Source organism: Streptomyces sp. NPDC001443 (genome assembly GCF_053597355.1).
In genome coordinates this window covers 1-15,560 of sequence record NZ_JBSFIA010000082.1, presented here as the reverse complement: position 1 = coordinate 15,560, position 15,560 = coordinate 1, and the positions used below count along the sequence as shown (strand labels likewise).

Annotated in this window: 14 protein-coding genes and 2 pseudogenes; 10 read left to right on the top strand and 6 right to left on the bottom strand. The window is 68.9% G+C overall.

What is annotated here, in order from left to right; genetic code table 11:
• Positions 1–207 precede the first annotated feature (207 nt).
• The 7 genes and pseudogenes from ACWC24_RS41290 to ACWC24_RS41260 all read left to right on the top strand — a co-directional run bounded on the left by ACWC24_RS41290 (position 208) and on the right by ACWC24_RS41260 (position 7,707).
• A complete protein-coding gene (locus ACWC24_RS41290; protein ID WP_450668068.1) occupies positions 208–1,962 on the top strand; it encodes a Helicase associated domain protein in 1,755 nt (584 codons plus the stop codon).
• A 371-nt stretch (positions 1,963–2,333) separates the two neighbouring features.
• A complete protein-coding gene (locus ACWC24_RS41285; protein ID WP_450668067.1) occupies positions 2,334–2,897 on the top strand; it encodes an RNA polymerase sigma factor in 564 nt (187 codons plus the stop codon).
• Positions 2,890–3,594, top strand: coding sequence for a hypothetical protein (locus ACWC24_RS41280; RefSeq protein ID WP_450668066.1), 705 nt, complete (start codon positions 2,890–2,892; stop codon positions 3,592–3,594). Before ACWC24_RS41285 ends, ACWC24_RS41280 begins: the two co-directional genes overlap by 8 nt.
• 228 nt (positions 3,595–3,822) lie before the next feature.
• A pseudogene (locus tag ACWC24_RS41275) lies at positions 3,823–4,063 on the top strand (helicase associated domain-containing protein); the annotation flags it as partial.
• Between the two features lie 489 nt (positions 4,064–4,552).
• The gene (locus ACWC24_RS41270; protein WP_450668065.1) at positions 4,553–5,500 is read left to right on the top strand and encodes a replication-relaxation family protein; all 948 of its coding nucleotides are present in this window, start codon (positions 4,553–4,555) and stop codon (positions 5,498–5,500) included.
• A 470-nt stretch (positions 5,501–5,970) separates the two neighbouring features.
• On the top strand, positions 5,971–6,852 hold the full coding sequence (locus ACWC24_RS41265) for a hypothetical protein (RefSeq protein WP_450668064.1): 882 nt from the start codon (positions 5,971–5,973) through the stop codon (positions 6,850–6,852).
• 78 nt (positions 6,853–6,930) lie between these two features.
• Entirely contained in the window at positions 6,931–7,707 is a 777-nt protein-coding gene (locus ACWC24_RS41260; RefSeq protein ID WP_450668063.1) for a hypothetical protein, read from the top strand.
• Between the two features lie 37 nt (positions 7,708–7,744).
• On the opposite strand, the gene ACWC24_RS41255 is transcribed toward ACWC24_RS41260, so the two are convergent.
• A complete protein-coding gene (locus ACWC24_RS41255; RefSeq protein ID WP_450668062.1) occupies positions 7,745–8,107 on the bottom strand; it encodes a hypothetical protein in 363 nt (120 codons plus the stop codon).
• 4 nt (positions 8,108–8,111) lie between these two features.
• Between ACWC24_RS41255 and ACWC24_RS41250 the strand changes: the two genes are divergently transcribed.
• Positions 8,112–8,327: a hypothetical protein gene (locus ACWC24_RS41250; RefSeq protein ID WP_450668061.1), complete on the top strand. Its 216-nt coding sequence runs from the start codon at positions 8,112–8,114 to the stop codon at positions 8,325–8,327.
• 30 nt (positions 8,328–8,357) lie between these two features.
• Here ACWC24_RS41250 and ACWC24_RS41245 read toward each other — a convergent pair whose 3' ends face one another.
• From ACWC24_RS41245 to ACWC24_RS41230, 4 genes are read right to left on the bottom strand one after another with little or no spacing between them, the layout of a single operon-like run.
• Entirely contained in the window at positions 8,358–9,152 is a 795-nt protein-coding gene (locus tag ACWC24_RS41245) for a hypothetical protein (protein WP_450668060.1), read from the bottom strand.
• Between the two features lie 19 nt (positions 9,153–9,171).
• Positions 9,172–10,080, bottom strand: a complete 909-nt coding sequence (locus ACWC24_RS41240; protein ID WP_450668059.1) for an aldo/keto reductase — start codon at positions 10,078–10,080, stop codon at positions 9,172–9,174.
• Complete coding sequence (locus tag ACWC24_RS41235) at positions 10,077–11,249, bottom strand: JmjC domain-containing protein (protein WP_450668058.1); 1,173 nt, start codon at positions 11,247–11,249, stop codon at positions 10,077–10,079. The genes ACWC24_RS41240 and ACWC24_RS41235 overlap by 4 nt, the downstream gene beginning before the upstream one ends.
• 19 nt (positions 11,250–11,268) lie before the next feature.
• Positions 11,269–11,412: a hypothetical protein gene (locus ACWC24_RS41230; protein ID WP_194280365.1), complete on the bottom strand. Its 144-nt coding sequence runs from the start codon at positions 11,410–11,412 to the stop codon at positions 11,269–11,271.
• A gap of 165 nt (positions 11,413–11,577) precedes the next feature.
• On the opposite strand from ACWC24_RS41230, the gene ACWC24_RS41225 reads away from it, so the two are divergent.
• Positions 11,578–12,906: a hypothetical protein gene (locus ACWC24_RS41225; RefSeq protein ID WP_450668057.1), complete on the top strand. Its 1,329-nt coding sequence runs from the start codon at positions 11,578–11,580 to the stop codon at positions 12,904–12,906.
• A gap of 52 nt (positions 12,907–12,958) precedes the next feature.
• Here the strand turns inward: ACWC24_RS41225 and ACWC24_RS41220 are convergent, their stop codons facing one another.
• Positions 12,959–14,335 carry an AlbA family DNA-binding domain-containing protein gene (locus ACWC24_RS41220; protein ID WP_450668056.1) on the bottom strand — a complete coding sequence of 459 codons (1,377 nt, stop codon included), beginning with the start codon at positions 14,333–14,335 and terminating at the stop codon, positions 12,959–12,961.
• A 671-nt stretch (positions 14,336–15,006) separates the two neighbouring features.
• Between ACWC24_RS41220 and ACWC24_RS41215 the strand changes: the two are divergent.
• Positions 15,007–15,560, top strand: a pseudogene (locus ACWC24_RS41215) (peptidase S8); the annotation flags it as partial.

Genomic DNA, 15,560 nt, shown 5'->3' with positions numbered 1-15,560 from the left:
CGCCAACACAGAGCACACCGCCAGCCCCAACCAATCAACTGATCAGCCCAGCTCAACACACCGAACACCGATCAGATTGAACGAGCCACGACACACGACCCCTCCCCCGTCCACGGGGAACCGGAGGAGGCGCAGCGAGGCCGGCGCCTGGCGCTGCTGCAGACCGCACTTTTGGAGCACGCCGCGGCGTACAACCTCCGTACGGTCATGACCTTCCACCAGAAGGTGGACGAGGCCGCCGCGTTCGCGGACAAGCTCCCCGAAACCGCTGCCGAGCTGTACGCCAACGACGCCACAACCGACGACCTGACCGCAGCCGACAAACTGCCAAAGTCCTCCATCGACGCGGCCTTCTACGAACTCGAGGCCGACCGCCACGTCCCACCAGACCGCGTGTGGTCGGCATGGCTGTGCGGCGACCACCTCGTCACCGAGCGACGGGAGGTGCTGCGTCAGTTCGCCAACGGCATCGACGCGGCCGGACGCCGGGTGCACCGCGCCTTCCTCGCGAGCGTTCGCGTGCTCGGGGAAGGCGTCGACATCACCGGCGAACGGGGAGTCGAAGCCGTCTGCTTCGCCGACACCCGCGGCTCCCAAGTGGAGATCGTGCAGAACATCGGCCGCGCGCTCCGCCTCAACAAGGACGGCAGCACGAAGGTCGCGCGGATCATCGTGCCGGTCTTCCTGGAGCCCGGCGAGGACCCGACCGACATGGTCGCCAGCGCCAGCTTCAAGCCGCTCGTAGCCGTCCTCCAGGGCCTGCGCTCGCACGATGAACGCCTAGTCGAGCAGCTCGCCTCCCGCACCCTCACCAGCGGCAAACGCAAGATCCACATCCAGCGTGACGAGGAGGGGCGGATCGTCGGGGCTGGCGGCGAGGGTGACGACAAAGACCAGGAGCAGGACGGCACCGACGCGGCTGCCGAGTCGGCACTGCTGCACTTCTCCAGCCCGCGCGACGCGGCAACCATCGCGGCGTTCCTGCGCACCCGCGTGTACCGGCCGGAGTCACTGGTGTGGCTCGAGGGCTACCAGGCCCTGCTGCGCTGGCGGGCGGAGAACCAGATCACCGGCCTCTACGCCGTGCCCTACGACGTCGAAGTCGAAGTCGGGGCGACCAAGGACTTCCCCCTCGGGCGGTGGGTGCACCAGCAACGCAAAGCACTGCGCGCGGGTGAGCTGGAGGACCGGCGCAAGATCCTCCTGGACGCGCCGGAGGCCGGCATGGTCTGGGAACCGGGCGAAGAAGCATGGGAGGCCAAACTCGCCGCGCTCCGCACCTACCGGCAAGCCACCGGGCACCTCGCCCCACGGCAGGACGCGGTCTGGGGCGAGGCCGAGGGCGAGGCGATGGTGCCCATCGGCCAGCACATGGCCAACCTCCGACGTAAGGGCGGCCTCGGCAAGGACCCACAGCGGGCGCAGGCGCGCGCTCAGCATCTGACCGCGGTCGACCCGGACTGGAACTGCCCATGGCCACTCGACTGGCAACGCCACTACCGCGTCCTCGCCGACCTGGTCGACGCCGACGGCCACCTGCCCGACATCGCACCCGGCATCCTCTTCGAAGGCGACGACATCGGACGATGGCTCGCACGGCAACGCGAGGCAAGCACATGGAGACTGCTGTCCGCCGAGCAGCAGGAACGACTGACCGCGCTAGGCGTACAGCCCAACCAGGCGCCCTCTCCCGCCCCCGCAGCCACACGAGCGACGAAGAGCCCAAGCAAGGCGCAGCAAGCGTTCCAGCGCGGCCTGACCGCCCTCGCACAGTGGGTGGAGCGAGAAGGCACCCACCGGCCGGTACCCCGCGGCCACAGCGAGGCGATCGCGGTCGACGGCGAGGCGGAGCCGGTGGCCGTAAAGCTCGGCGTATGGGTCTCCAACACCAAAACCCGCCGCGACAAACTCGCCCAGGAGCAGCTCGACGCGCTGCGGGAACTGGGCGTGGAGTGGGCGTAACAGCCAAGCCCCGGGGATCGGGCCGGCCTCTTCGTCTGGCAGGACAATGTCCTGGTTGGACTCTCCTGGGACGAAGAGGTCACAAAAGGCGGGACCGCGTGCACTACATAGTGTCGGCAGGTGAACGGGTCACCGCCGGGGAAGGCGGACAGCGATGGATCCAGTGCGCGGGGGAGGGCTGCTGATGCTGTGTGGCTGGTTGTATCGGCTGCTGCACACATGGTTGGCCAGCCGTACCGAACTACGCAGAACCGAGATGCAGCAGCAAGGCCTCAGCGAGCGCGTGCGGCACCTACCGCCCGGCAGCCGTCTGCTGGAAAAGTCGGGCAGTGTTGAGGTTGTGACGGGGGCGCAGCCGGCGGAGTTCCGCCGTGGCTGAGTCTTCCTCACCTGTGGTGAGGAAGACGGTACAGGCACCACCACGCACCGACGGCACGTCGCCTGCATTAACGACCAGCAGTCTTGAGGACCTCTATCGCGTAGAGATGCCGCAACTGACTCGATTCCTGGTCCGTGTCGGCGCGACCCCTTTTGAAGCTGCCGATGCCGCGCATGAGGCGTTCACGGTGGCCATCGAGAAATGGGACAGTATCCGAGAACCACGGGCATGGCTGCGTAAGGTCGCTCACCGCTGCTACCTGCGTCAGACAGGCCAGCGGGACACCCCGTACGACCCAGTGCCCGACCGCCCGGGCGGTACTTGTCCCATTTCCTACGTGACTCTCAAAGAGGGAAACCAGCGAGTTCTGAACGCGCTCGCCCAGTTGCCGCCACTACAGCGGCACGTCATGGCGTGGGCCCAGGACGGCTTCACCGATCGGGAGATCGCCCAAGCGCTTGATATGCGAGAAGCCGCCGTCAGGAAGAACCGGAGCCGTGCCCGGCTTCGACTGCAGCAAACTCTCGTTGAGGAGACAGGGGGCCGCGATGAGTGAACACACCATGCCCCGGGAGACAACTGTTCCCGAGGTTGACACTACTCCGGGAGATGACCGCCCCACTGCTGACGATACGCGTCTGGATCAGCTTCTTGCGGATGCCAACGAAGAATTGTCCCAGTGTCTCAACGACGCCCTCGATCTCACAGGCGGTCTTCAACAGCTCACCTCCCTTCCTGCCTGCCCCGGTCCACCGCGACAGACCGACGGCCAGGACGGGTATGCCACGCACCGTTCGAGCCTGCCCATCACTGGGCGTCTGGACGAGCACGCCCAAATCGACGACAACCAGCCACTGCAAGAGGCCCTCGATCTCCTGCAGCACACGAGCGACCAGTTCCACAACCTCGTGACCATGACGGACGACGGCCCGTCCTCCCTGGAAACCGCACGATCCAAGCTGACCCACGCTCAGCTCGTCATCTCGCGAGTCATCACCAAAGCGCAAGGCAGGACACTGACGAGGACGCAGAACACCTCGGCATTCAACGACATCCACGATTGCGTCAACACGGCCTGGACCACCGTGGCGCAGACGCTTGAAAGCCCTGCCGCCGACTCCTACGCCGTGCTCCTCGACGATGCCCTCGACACTCTCGACAGTGCCACGCAACGCCTCACCCTGGCACACCGCATCCTCGATCACCTCCTCGATCAAATCGGAGAAAACCTCGACCAGCCCCTCCCCGCCTGAGCCCCCACCCGGAGGACACTCATCGCCAACGTCCTCACCAGATCGTCAGCCAACTCATCGACGTACGACGCCCGAGATGCCTTCGCGGTACTCAAAGCCGGGCAACGGTACGCGCAGTCAGCCCCAGGCGAGGAAGCCTGGGGCTGACTGCCGTTGTCACGAGCCCCAGTGGGCAAGCGTTCGCTGGTAGTCGGGAGGCAGCTTGCTGATCAGGAGTTCCCCTCCGGGGTCCTCGCGGACCTGGTCGACGCCGACGGCGTCCTGCCCGACATCGCACCCGGCGTACTCATGGACGGCGACGGCATCGGGCGGTGGCTTCAGCGGCAGAAGCAGCCGGCCACTTGGGCGCAGCTGTCGGCCGAGCAGCAGGAGCGGCTATCCAGGCTGGGCATCAAGCCCGCTGAGGCGCCGTCTCCCGTTCCGGCGGTCAAGGGCGACGAAGGGCCGAGGCAAGGCACAGCAGGCGTTCACCCTCGACTAGCCAGCGCAGCACAGCACCGTCGGGCATCAACCGACGGACACTCGCCTGACCGGCACGCCCCAGCCCGGGCAACTTGCCTGCCCGGCTTCGCGCGCGGCCCCGCCGTCGCGCACGAGGACCACCACCAGCGCCCTACCCCCTCGCCCGCCGCCCGAGGCCTGTCCCACCCACCCACTTCTCTTTCTTCCTGCTGTGGGGCGCGGACTCGGGGGCGTAGAGGGGATGTCGGCCTCCCGACCACGGCAGAGTCAGCATGGTGACCTGCAGATTCACGGACGGGCGCGACAGAGGCTGCGGACGGTTGCCGGACACGTTGTCGGCGGGGATTTCGACCTGGTCCACGGAGGCGTTTTCGCTTCGCGACCGTGGTCGGGCCTTCGCGGCCGGGGTTCTGATCGGAGCCGGCTGCTGCTGTGACCAGTACGCGCGGCGCCGGCAAAGCGGCGCCGCACCGAGCGGGAAGCGAGCAGATCCGTGATGATCGGCGTGGACGCGGGCAGCGGCGACCGGATGGCGCTGGCCGTGCTGGTGCAGTACCGGATGGCCACCACCGAACAGATGCACCAGGTGATCGCATCTGAGGTGCGTATCGAGCAGACCCGGCGGCGGCTGGCCAGACTGCGCGTGGAGGGGCTGGTCGACCGCATTACCTTGCCGCAGGCCGGACGGACCCGGGTGTGGTTCCCCACCACGTACAGCGTGCAACTCGCCTCGGAGTGGCCCGAGCTGCGCGGGCACCGGCCCTCCAGGACCATCTCCGATCCGACCGCCGTGCGGCTGAAGGCCGGCCACACGCTAACCGTGACCGAGACCGCGCTCGTCTTCCCCGAGGACGCCCGCCGCGGCAATGTATGCCAGCCGCTGGACTGGATCCCCGAGGTCCACCACCCGATCGAAAACGGCGAAGCCGTCATCCCCGACGCGCTCCTGTACTACCGGCACCGTCCCGCCGACGGCGACAACGACTCGATGCTGCGGGCATTCGTGGAACTCGACCGGGCCACCACGGGCCCCGAACGCCTCGCCGCCAAGCTGACCGCGTACGAACGCCTCCACCACTACGTGCCCGTGATGCCGATGCTCCGGCCGACCCTCCAGGAAGCGGCGGTTGAGAAGTGGAGACGGCGCTACCCGCTCTTCCCCCGCATCCTGTTCCTCCTGGACAGCACCGGCCCCACCGGTGCCGAGAACCGGATCCGCGCCCTGCGCGCGAGGGCCAGCCTGCTGACGCCGCCCCGCTTCCCGTACAACATCCCCGCCCACGCAACGCCGCTAGCCAACCTGCCCCACCACAGCCCCTCCGCACCCCTATGGCACCCCGCCCACAACCCCAGCCGACAAGTCCACTGGACCGAGCCCAGACACCGGCCGACACCAAGCGCGGCCGCCGCAGACGCGGCACGGGTCTGTACTCCGCTCCGCTGACGGACCCTCCGTAGCGAAGCAGTCGGCCACCGGGCCAGCACGCATCCGCCCCTTGTCGACCTGGTCAGCGACGTGCCCGAGCGCCAACAGCCGACCGGTCGAAGCAACACGAGGGGCACTACGAGAAGCGCTACGAGGGACGCCAAGAAGGGCAATACGAGAAGCAACCGGCCGCGTCGCGGTCTCCGCCGGGCGTCAGCGGTGCGCTGACCAGCCGTGGTCGGGGCTGGAAGCGGCCCGGCGGGAGGCGCGGTCGGGGTCGTGGTCGGGGCGACCACGCTGCCTACCACGTGGCGGCTCCCGGGGCTCCACCGGACGCCCGGACGGGTGACTTTTTTCCCTCGCGTACGCCAGCGGGTATCTAAGCGCATACACCCAACTTGCCTGTTTTTCTTGATATTTAACACTGATTCATACGTTATGTCACGTCCCATTGCGGTTAGTCGCCGCCAGGCCGAAGGAGGCAATTCGTGAACGAGGTGTTGACCGCGTCGGCGGGCCAGGAGGACGACGTCGCCCCGGAGCGGGCAGCCCGGGGCAAGCCGCTGAAGTTCGTGAAGGGAGTGCCGGTGTACGCAAGCGGCAGGACGCCGGCGTACCTGCGGTCAAAGGCCCAATTGGGCGCGGTGCGGCGCAAGCCCGCTGCGGGACAGCAGCCGGCTGCGTACGTCTGCGCCCACTGGTACGGGACCCGGGTCGCCTTGTGGGACCCGGAGCAGTCGGTGAAGATGCGGCCTCTGTCGGCTCTGCAGCGCCGGCAGAGGCAGGAGCGGCGTACCCGCACCGACCGCGGCAAGGCGTTCGAGGTCCCGGTATGGGGGATGTGCGGCGTGTGCCGGGACCGGGAAGCCCGGCGCCGGGAGGATCTGCGCCGCCGGACGTGCCAGGACTGCGGCACCGCCTTCCGGACCCCCGCGCCGGCCAGGAGCTACGGCGACGGGATGTACCTGGCGTGCGACGAACGCCTTGAGCGCGGACGGCAGGCGGCGCTGTCGCTGGTGAAACGCTCCTGCCGGAAGTGCCTGGTGCAACTGTTCCCGCCCGCGGTGCGGGCGGCAATGCACGGGCGCGAGCGGGCGATGGCCGCCTGGCACTACACCCCGTGTGACCAGGAGATCGAGCAGGAGCGCATCGAGGCGCAGCGGCAGGCCGACCGTGCCCGGCGGGACGGCCTCGGGCCCACCATCACGTGGGCGCAGAAGATCCTCGCCGACCCGGACGGGTACGCGGTCCTGGACACCGTTATCTGGGCAGATACCTGTCTCACCAGCGATGATATGTCTTCGGGCCCTCGGAAAATGACCGCTCGACCGAGTGAAGGCATATCTGCCCAAAAGGGCACTGTTCGATGACTCCAGTGCCTGTGAGGAAGCATCGGGACTTCCGGGGGTCGTCTTCCCGAGCTGATCAGCAGCCGCTATCTTCCCGCCATGGTCGAGTGGGGGATGAGTCTCAGACGACGCGGCTGCTGGTTCTCCTGGCGGAACATTGAGGAACTGGTCAAGATCCTGGAAGAGGAAGTTCCGCATGGCCAGTTGGCCATATCCCGCCAGGAGCTATCTGAGTCGACCGACCAGAACGGAGTCCGATGGAGGACGACGACGACGCGTAGGTGGACTGACCTCGATGCCTTCAAGACCGACATGCAGGGCTCCCAAGTGATCACAGGTGTGGCGATCGAACGTCGCTCACCAGTCGCTGAGGACCCGCGAATCACCATCGAGATCGGGAAGACCACGCGCACTTGGCGCCTATTCGGCAGGCGGCCGTTCGCCAAGGCTTGCCTGAGTGGCGGCAGTGAAACCTGGGAGCTAGGGGCAGCGACCCGTATTGCCAACACCTTTGCTCAAGCACGGCTTCTCGGGGCCGGTCTCACGAAGTGGCTCGACCGTCTTGAACAGTTGTGCATCATCGTTTCCGGCATGAGCCTGGTCTACTACCCCTCCGGGGCCGGAGGGGCCATCGGCGTCGGAGCCTTCTTCATGCTGGCCGCTGCATACCAGGTTGACACATACCTCACTCGGACGATCTTGCTCAACGAGCCGAAGGGACTGCAGGGCTTCGTTGCTCGAAGGAGTGCAAACCACCGTGTGACAGGCGGCAGTCAGCGAGAGGTCGTCCTCTTCGTCTGGAGCGTACTGGGTGGAATAGCCGGTGTGATCGGCACGATCGTCGGGATCATCACCTATCTCTTCCCGCGCGGCTGAGGACATTGGTGACGGTGCCACAGCGCGCGAGTTCGGATCACAGCTGTTCATTGTCCAAGGCGAGAGCCTGGACGCGCTGGGCAAGGGTGCCGACGGACCGGCGAAGACCGGTGAACTCTTCGTGGCCGGCGCGACATGCTTCGCAGAGTTCGCCCTGCAGCTCGCAGATGCGCTCGCGCAGAGTCGCCGGAACGCCGGGGCCGCTGGCGCGTTCGTCGACACCGGGACGGGCGTACCGTTCCAGGGAGCGGACGCAGGCGTGGCGGGAGCGGGCCAGCAGCATCGGGGTGGAGGTGCCGTCCTCGGCATCATGAGTCAGGGCGCTGTGGCGCAGCCGGTGGAGCGTCCAGCCGTCCAGGTCCTCGATGTCCCCGGGCGAGGCGAGGCGGTTCGCCGGCAACCGGGTGTTCTCCTCGAAGATCTCTTCGGTCCGACGGCAGGAGAGCCGGGCCCGGCGGGAGGTGATGGCGCTCGTGGAGGTCGCGCGGATGGATCCGCGGGCCTGGCCCGATGTGCGCGACGTCGGATCAGTGGAGGAGATCCGGGAGGCGTTCGGCCGGCAGTGCTGGATCCAGTTCATGCCGCACGCCGGAGCGATCGAGGTCCGTATCATCGGGTGAGCGCGCTGACCACTTCCCTTGCGAGCCCGATCAGCGGTGGCGGAGTTCCTCAGCCCAGTTCTGGAGCTGGTCTTCGAGAACCAGGTTGTCGCCGCGGGCCACAGTCTGGAGTAGTTGGGCGCACACGGTCGCTTCGGCGGCGAGGCCGGCCAGGCTGCCCAGGACGGGGAAGGCGTCGCGGACGCGGGCGGCGGTGTCCGGCTGGAGCAGCGTGTAGGCGTAGAACGTGGCTGCGTCAAAGCCCTCCGGAGCTCGCCCCCATCCCTCCCAGTCCAGCAGGCACAGCGGTTGGGTCAGGTTCGCCCAGTGCACGTCCGCATGGGCTGTTGCCCAGCGGGAGACGGCCGGTGCGGGGATGTCGACGAATTCGGGGATGGCCCGCTCCATGTATTGCTGGCGTACGGCGACGCGGTCGGTGTCGACGGCCGACACCTTCCCCAGCACGCTCGCGAGGTCCTTCCACCAGGAGTCCGTTATCGGTTCCTCGTGCCGGAGGACCGGGTCGTCGGACAGGACCGGCTCATCTACGCGCACCGACAGCTCTGCCCGGTAGGCGGTGGTCTCGTCGACGGCGTCGTGGACAGCCAGGAGGGCGGGCCGGTGCCCGTCGAGGTCGCCGAAGGCGTGCTGTGCGTCGAGGGCGCCGTCCCACAACTTCCCCGACGCCTTGTCCTTGGGCGCGGACACCAGGCGCAGCCATACGGGCGCGCCCGTAGCGGTGCGGGCCGGGGCACCCAGGGTGCGCCCGGCCCATCCCCAGAACTCTTCGCCCGGCTCGGTCTGCACATCCAGGGCCTGGGCGGCGCGGACCTGGTGGGCGCGCATGCGCTGTTCAGTGCCCGGGTCAGAGGGAGGCAAGTACATCGGTGATCTCCCGCAACTTGGCGGCGGTCAGGGAGGGGTGGGTGAGGGCGTCGGCCGCTTCCTTCCAGTGTGGCGCACCGGAGGCGGCGAGAAGGACGTTTGTCACTCCTGGGCATGACGCGACCGCGAGGATGCACGCCTGTGCGGGGGTCAGGCCCTGCCGGATGAGGTCGGCGAGCTCCTGGCCGACCATGTCGGGGAGCTCCACGCCGTGCAGCGGGGCCGACGCCATGACGCGCAACCCCTCGTCCGCGGCAGCCGGGAGCGGGCCCCGGCCCTCCAGAGCTCGCGTGATCGGCGTCATCATCACGAGGCTGACCGGCAGTTGGACGGCGGCTAGGTGGTGCTGTCCGTCGGCGGCTTCGGCGGCCAGGGCGAGTAGCTCCCCTACCGTGAACGCCTCCTCCTCCAGGCCCGCCCAGGTGGCGACGCCGTACCCGGTCACATGCCCAGCCGCGGCCTCTTCCTCCAGGGCGGCGAAGGCGTCCCGGATCGCGCGGTGCAGGGCGGGGCGGTCGCCGGGGTGGGCGCGCTCGGGGTTGTGCAGCAGGACCAGGTCCAGGCGGTCGCGCCCGAGCTGGGCGCAGTTGCGGCCTGTCTGCCAGCGCACGTAGTCGGGGGCGAGGCTATGCCCGGCGGCGGCCTGGTCCTGGTTGAGGATGCCGTCGTTCACGGCGTCGGTGCCGGTGGCCGCGGTGAAGTACCCCGTCTTGGTGGAGACGTTCAGCAACGGGTGGGCGGCCAGGGCCGGGGCCAGGAGGGTCTGCGCCTGGCCGGTGGCGTAGTTGGGGGCGGTGTCGACCCACTGCGCGCCGGAGGCGGCCGCGCGGACGGCCGCCTCCGGGATCGCCCGGCACCGGTAGGTGCCCAAAGCGAGCTCCGCTGTCACAGCAGGCTCCCCACCGTCGCAGCCTGCCCGGCAACGAGCTCTTGGACCAGGGCGGCGACGTCCTCCAGGGCGAGGCCGGCTGTGTCGGCGAGCGTGGCCAGGTCCATGGTCTGGCCGTCGGCCAGCGGGCGCAGCACCGCTTCCGCCTCGGGCGCGAACTCGTACACGGTGCCGGCGGCGGACAGCGTCACCGTGTCCTCGCCGACGTCCAGCACCGCGCGGGCGGTCGTCAGCCGCACCCGCAGACCGCCGTCGACGGGGACGGTGTCGATATGCGGCAGGCTCGGCACCATCCGGCCCACGGCCTGCCCGTCCATCGCGGCCCGGTAGCAGGCGAGCAGCCCGGGATCGTCCAGCAGTTCGGCGAGCTGCTTGCGCATCCCGTCCACGGCGTCGGCCTGGACGTCCGGTGCGGCGAGCAGCGGCAGGTCGCGCCTCCAGTCCTCGTGCGTGAGCAGCTGCTCGGACACCCACGCCATCAGGTCGGTCGCTGTGTGGGTCTGCAGGCCGCAGGTGACGTGCAGGGAGCGGGTGCCCTGGTCGGCGGAGACCGCGTGCCACACGCCGCGCGGCACATACAGGACGTCACCCGGCCACAGGACCAGGTCGGCGACCGGCTCGGTGGGCGCCTCGCCCGGGTCCTCGATGTCGCGGTACAGCGGGAACGGGCGGGTGGTGCCGTAGATCCGCCAACGCTTCGCGCCGTCCAGCTGGACGATGACCGTGTCGTGGTCGTCCCAGTGGATGCCGAAGCCCTCGGTGGCGCTCCAGGAGGCGTAGAGGTTCGCCTGCACGCGGGTGCGCAGCTCGCGCTCGATCGCTTCGCAGAGGCGGGCGAGGGGCGGGTGGAGTTCGTCGACGCTGTCCAGGGCGAGGGAGGCGCCCTCCTTGAGGCGGGCTTGCAGTTCGGCCGGGTGGAGGCGGTGCCACACCGTGTGGCGGCGGGTGGCCACCGCCGTGGTGTAGCCGCCGACCAGCAGCGTCTCGCCGTTGCGGGACAGCCGCATGCGCGGCGGCTCCAGCCGGTGGCTGCCGAGGATGTGGTTGAGGTCGTCCCAAGTCATCAGTCCGGCGACATCAAGGGCGCCGGGGACGTGGCGGTGTTCGCAGTGCAGTGCCTGGGCGAGGAAGTCCTCGCCCAGGCATGCCGCGATGGACAGGCGCGTCATCGCGTAGGGCTCCCGATCGTCAGTCGTTGCCGTCGCTCTTGCCGGTGCCGCCGCCGTCCGAGGGGATGGCGTTGCGGCCCCGGGCGGCGACGATCAGCCGACGAGAGCGGACCAGGCCGCCCGTCGACGGCGCGGCGGGCGGGGGCGTGGCGGGACTCTGCATGAGGACCCTCCTCCTGATCGGGCGGCCGGGCTCTGGACGGCACGGCCGCGAACACCGCCAGTACAGCCGCAAACCACACGGGCGATAACCCCGTGATGGGGCCCCCACGGTGGGTATGGTCGTTGGGCTGACGCGCTGTCATTCCACGAGAGTTCTGGGGGACTTGTGGACGACTTACCGCCGTCACCCGCCCAAGTGCCGCACCGCCTGCTCACCGACCCGGTGTTCGTCCGGGCCCTGCGCGAACGGGACTTCACCACCGTGTTCGCCATGGCCCACGACGCGGGAATCTCCTTCAACCGGATCGCCGAAGCGTGCGCGCTCAAAGCCGAGCGGGTCAGCCAGATCGCCCGGGGCACCACATCTGTCACCGCGCTCACGACTGTCGAGCGAATCGCCGGCGGACTGCGCATTCCCGGTGCCTTACTGGGGCTTGCTGCGCAACCCTGGGAGGACACCGCCGTTCTCAGCACGGAGTCCGACCATGGAGAAGATCCGATGAAGCGCCGCAACCTGCTGCGCGGCGCACTGGCCGCCGGCCTCACCGCTCCGGCCCTCGCCGCCCTCACCGCCGTCCGGACCGACGTCGACCAGACCCTCTCCCCCGACACTCCCCAGGACCTGGCCGACCTCGAGGCCGCAGCCGAGAGCTACGGATACGGCTACCACGGACAAGCACCCACCCGCGTGCTGGCCGACCTGGTCACGGACTTCACAACCCTGCGCCCGCTGCTCACCGTCCCGCAGCCCGCACCGGTACGGGCCAGATTGTGCCGGACAGCCGGGCAGATGGCCGGGATGACCGCCATCGTGCTGCACGACCTGGGCAGCCGCCGCGAGTCCCGTGCCTGGTTCGGTACCGCCGCGCGGGCCGCCGCCGAATCCGGCGACGGCCAGCTGCACGCATGGGTGCTGGCCCGGGAGGCGATGGTCCCGCTCAACTACGGCGCTCCGAGGGCAGCGGCCGACCTCGCCGACCAGGCCCGGCTTGCCGCCGGCACCCGGCCGACCGCCGCCGCTGTGCTGGCGGCCGCCGTCGCCGCCCGCGCCTACGCCCTCAGCCACCAACCTGAGCAGGCCCGCGCCGCGCTCGAGGCCGCCGACTCCCTCATGGACCGACTCCCCGAGAGCGAGCGGTCGGACACCTGGCTCACGTACGGCGAGCAGAAGCACCACGTCCATCTCAGCCACGCGTTCACCACGCTCGGGGACACCCGCCTCGCCCACGTCAGCCAGGAGCGCGCCCTGGAGCTGTCCGCGCCGACCAGCACCATGACGCGCACTCTGCTGAACATCGACGCGGCGGCCTGCTCTCATCACGACGGCGACACCGAGCAGGCGTGCCGTCGTACGGTCGCCGCCCTGACAGCGCTGCCCGCGGACTACCGCACCGGTCTGGTCCGCCGCCGCGCCCTGGACCTGTACGACGCGATCCCCGCCCAACACCACCGCGAGCGCGCCGTACGGCAGCTGCGGGATGTCCTTGCCTCCTGAGAAGGCATGAATGGCAGGACAGGGATACGGGTGAGCCCTGGGGGATGTTGATCTACTCGCTCAGCACGGCGATGCCGTGAGCCTTAGCCCATCGCAGGATCCGGGGTTTCAGGTCTCCTGACCACGCGGTGGACTGGATCTCTCCGTCGCGGGTGATGGGTACCGCTTCAGCAATCCCGAACGCGTGGAACAGCTCGTCTGCCAGAGCCGACGCTGTCTGTACGAGTCCGGTGCCGCCGTCGGCGAGGTCGTCCAACAGTGCTGCAGCCTGGCTGTCGGCGTAGGTGCAGAACTGGGTGCTGAGTGTCACTCGCCGGCCGCTGGCGGGGCTGACATTGTCGATCCGGAACGGCAGCAGCGGATGCATGTTCGGTGTGGGCGGTCCCTGGGGATGTGAGTGAGGAGCGTCCACGAGGGCCGCTTTGATCAGGGCAGTGCCGGTCGTTCCAGCACGGTCACGGGCATGCGAGCCGAGCAGGTACAGCGCGGACAACAGCTCGTAGACCACGACGTCGGGCTCGGCATACGCAAATTCGACCATCTGTTCCATGTCGGTGCGGCTACCCATGCGCATGGTCGTGCCGCCGGATCCGTCGCGATGCAGTTCACAGCGGTTGTACCAGTACCCGCCCGGGTTCCCACCTTGAGCAATGAGGCGCCGGGAACCGATCCGCACCTCGGTGAAGAGCGGTTCATCCTCGCCCAGGAACGAAGTGGTTGTGAGCAGCTCATTCTTGTGGCGGGCGTAGGACACCTGTGTGATCTGCATGTCGCCGGGGACTTCCGGGGTCACCGACACCAGCAGGTGGGCCACGTTACTCGCGGGCAGCCCGGTCAGCAGTTCCCGCTCGGTGTCCTCCAGTCGCTGGCCGCGGTCGGCGGCGGCGCTGAACCGGCGGTGGTAGGCCGTGGCGACGTCGGTCTCGGTGAGCCAGTCGGTCTTGCTGGCTGTCCGGCGGGGATAGCGCAGGGCCTTCTCGGTCGGTTTGGTCGGCGGGGCGGTGACGGCGTGCGGTCCTTGCGGACTCCGCTGTACCGCGAGGATGAGAAATCCTCTGCCCGGAGTGGCCGGGTTGTGCACGGCCCGCGTCTCGAACCGCACTGGGGGCGCCGTGTTGTGGGCTACGACCTGCTGGAGATGGCGTTGATGAGCATCGGATACATCGCTGTCCATGACCTTCGTCGGGATGCCCTTCGTGTCTGCCATTCCAACCACGATGATCCCGCCGATGTGATTGGCGAATGCGGCGACATCCTTGGCGAGCTCTTCCTTGCCCTTGTCATCCGCGGCCAGCAGTTCCCGCTTGTAGTCCAGATCCTCAGCCTCAGCGGCTTCCGGGTTGTTCGCCAGAGCAGCAAGGTCCGCGTAGGTGACGGCGTCCAAGGAGCCGCCAAAAAGCGCCTCCAGACGCCGTGAGCGATACAGCATGAACGGACGCTAGCGGAGAACAGCAGGAAGCCTCCGGACTTTTCGGCAGCTGACGCTCCCCGCCCGTCCGGGGCGCCGCCTGGGAAAACCGTCAGCTCCGGCGGCGGAACAGGCCGCGGAGCTTGCCCGGCTCCTGGTCGTGGTCGCCCTCCGGCTCCCGCGGTGCGGCAGCCTGGAGACGGACGGGGGGCTCCGGCGGCGGCTTCCCTGTCTGCGAGGTAGTCCGCGTAGCAGTTGCGGCACATGAACGCATTGCCGGCCTCCCAGGCGTACCCGGGTGTGGTGGCCCAGCGCTGGTCGCTGAACTTCTCCCCGCACCGCGTGCACACCGGCCGCTGCGCCTTGCGCTCAGCAGTCTGGTGCTGCTCCTCTTTGCGTCGGCGCGGGCGGCCTGGCGGAGGTAAAGGGCATCACCGTCGGGGTTGTCGAGCGCGGAGGTCACCCGGCACCAGGTCGGCGGCGTCGCCAGGGCGCGGTCGACGTCGCAGAGCTCCCGGTGGATCCGACCCCCGATGCCCTAAGGACGTCTTTTTCAGCCATTCCCCTATAACGCCCCTGTACGGAAAGGTACTTCCGTACGGGAGCACGCGCCTGACATCTTGCATCCACCACTCGTTTCGTACGGCCCCGCCAATACCCTCAGCGCGGCCGGGCCGTCTCCGGAGGACGCATTGATATCCCACATATCGAGCCGGACTAGACGCACGCTGGCCCTGGCGGCCACGCTCGGTGCCGCCCTGGCGTTCGGCGCCCCGGGCGCCCTCGCGGGCACGCTGCCCATCGACCGCTCCCCCGCGCCGGCCGCCAAGGCGCACGCTGCGGCCGCCGTGCCGGCTTCCCCGAGTGCGGCCTGGGTGGCCGGCACGCGTGCCTACCTCGTGATCACCGCCCCCGGTGACAGTTCGGCGGTCCGCTCCGCGATCGCGGCCAACGGCGGCACCGTCTTCTCGAGCTTCGACGCCATCGGCGTGATCGTCGCCCACTCTGCGTCCAGCGCATTCGCCGCCACCATGCGCGGCGTCGCCGGCGTGCAGCAGGTCGGCGCAACGCGCACCTCGGACGTCCCGGCCGACGCCTACAACCCGGCGCTCCCGGCCAATCCGGCCCAGGCCTCGACCCCGGCAGGAGAACCGGTCCGGGCCGACATGAGCCAGATCAAGGCCGACCAGGCCTGGGCCGTGAACCCGGGCTCCGCCTCCGTCACGGTCGGCATCCTGGACACCGG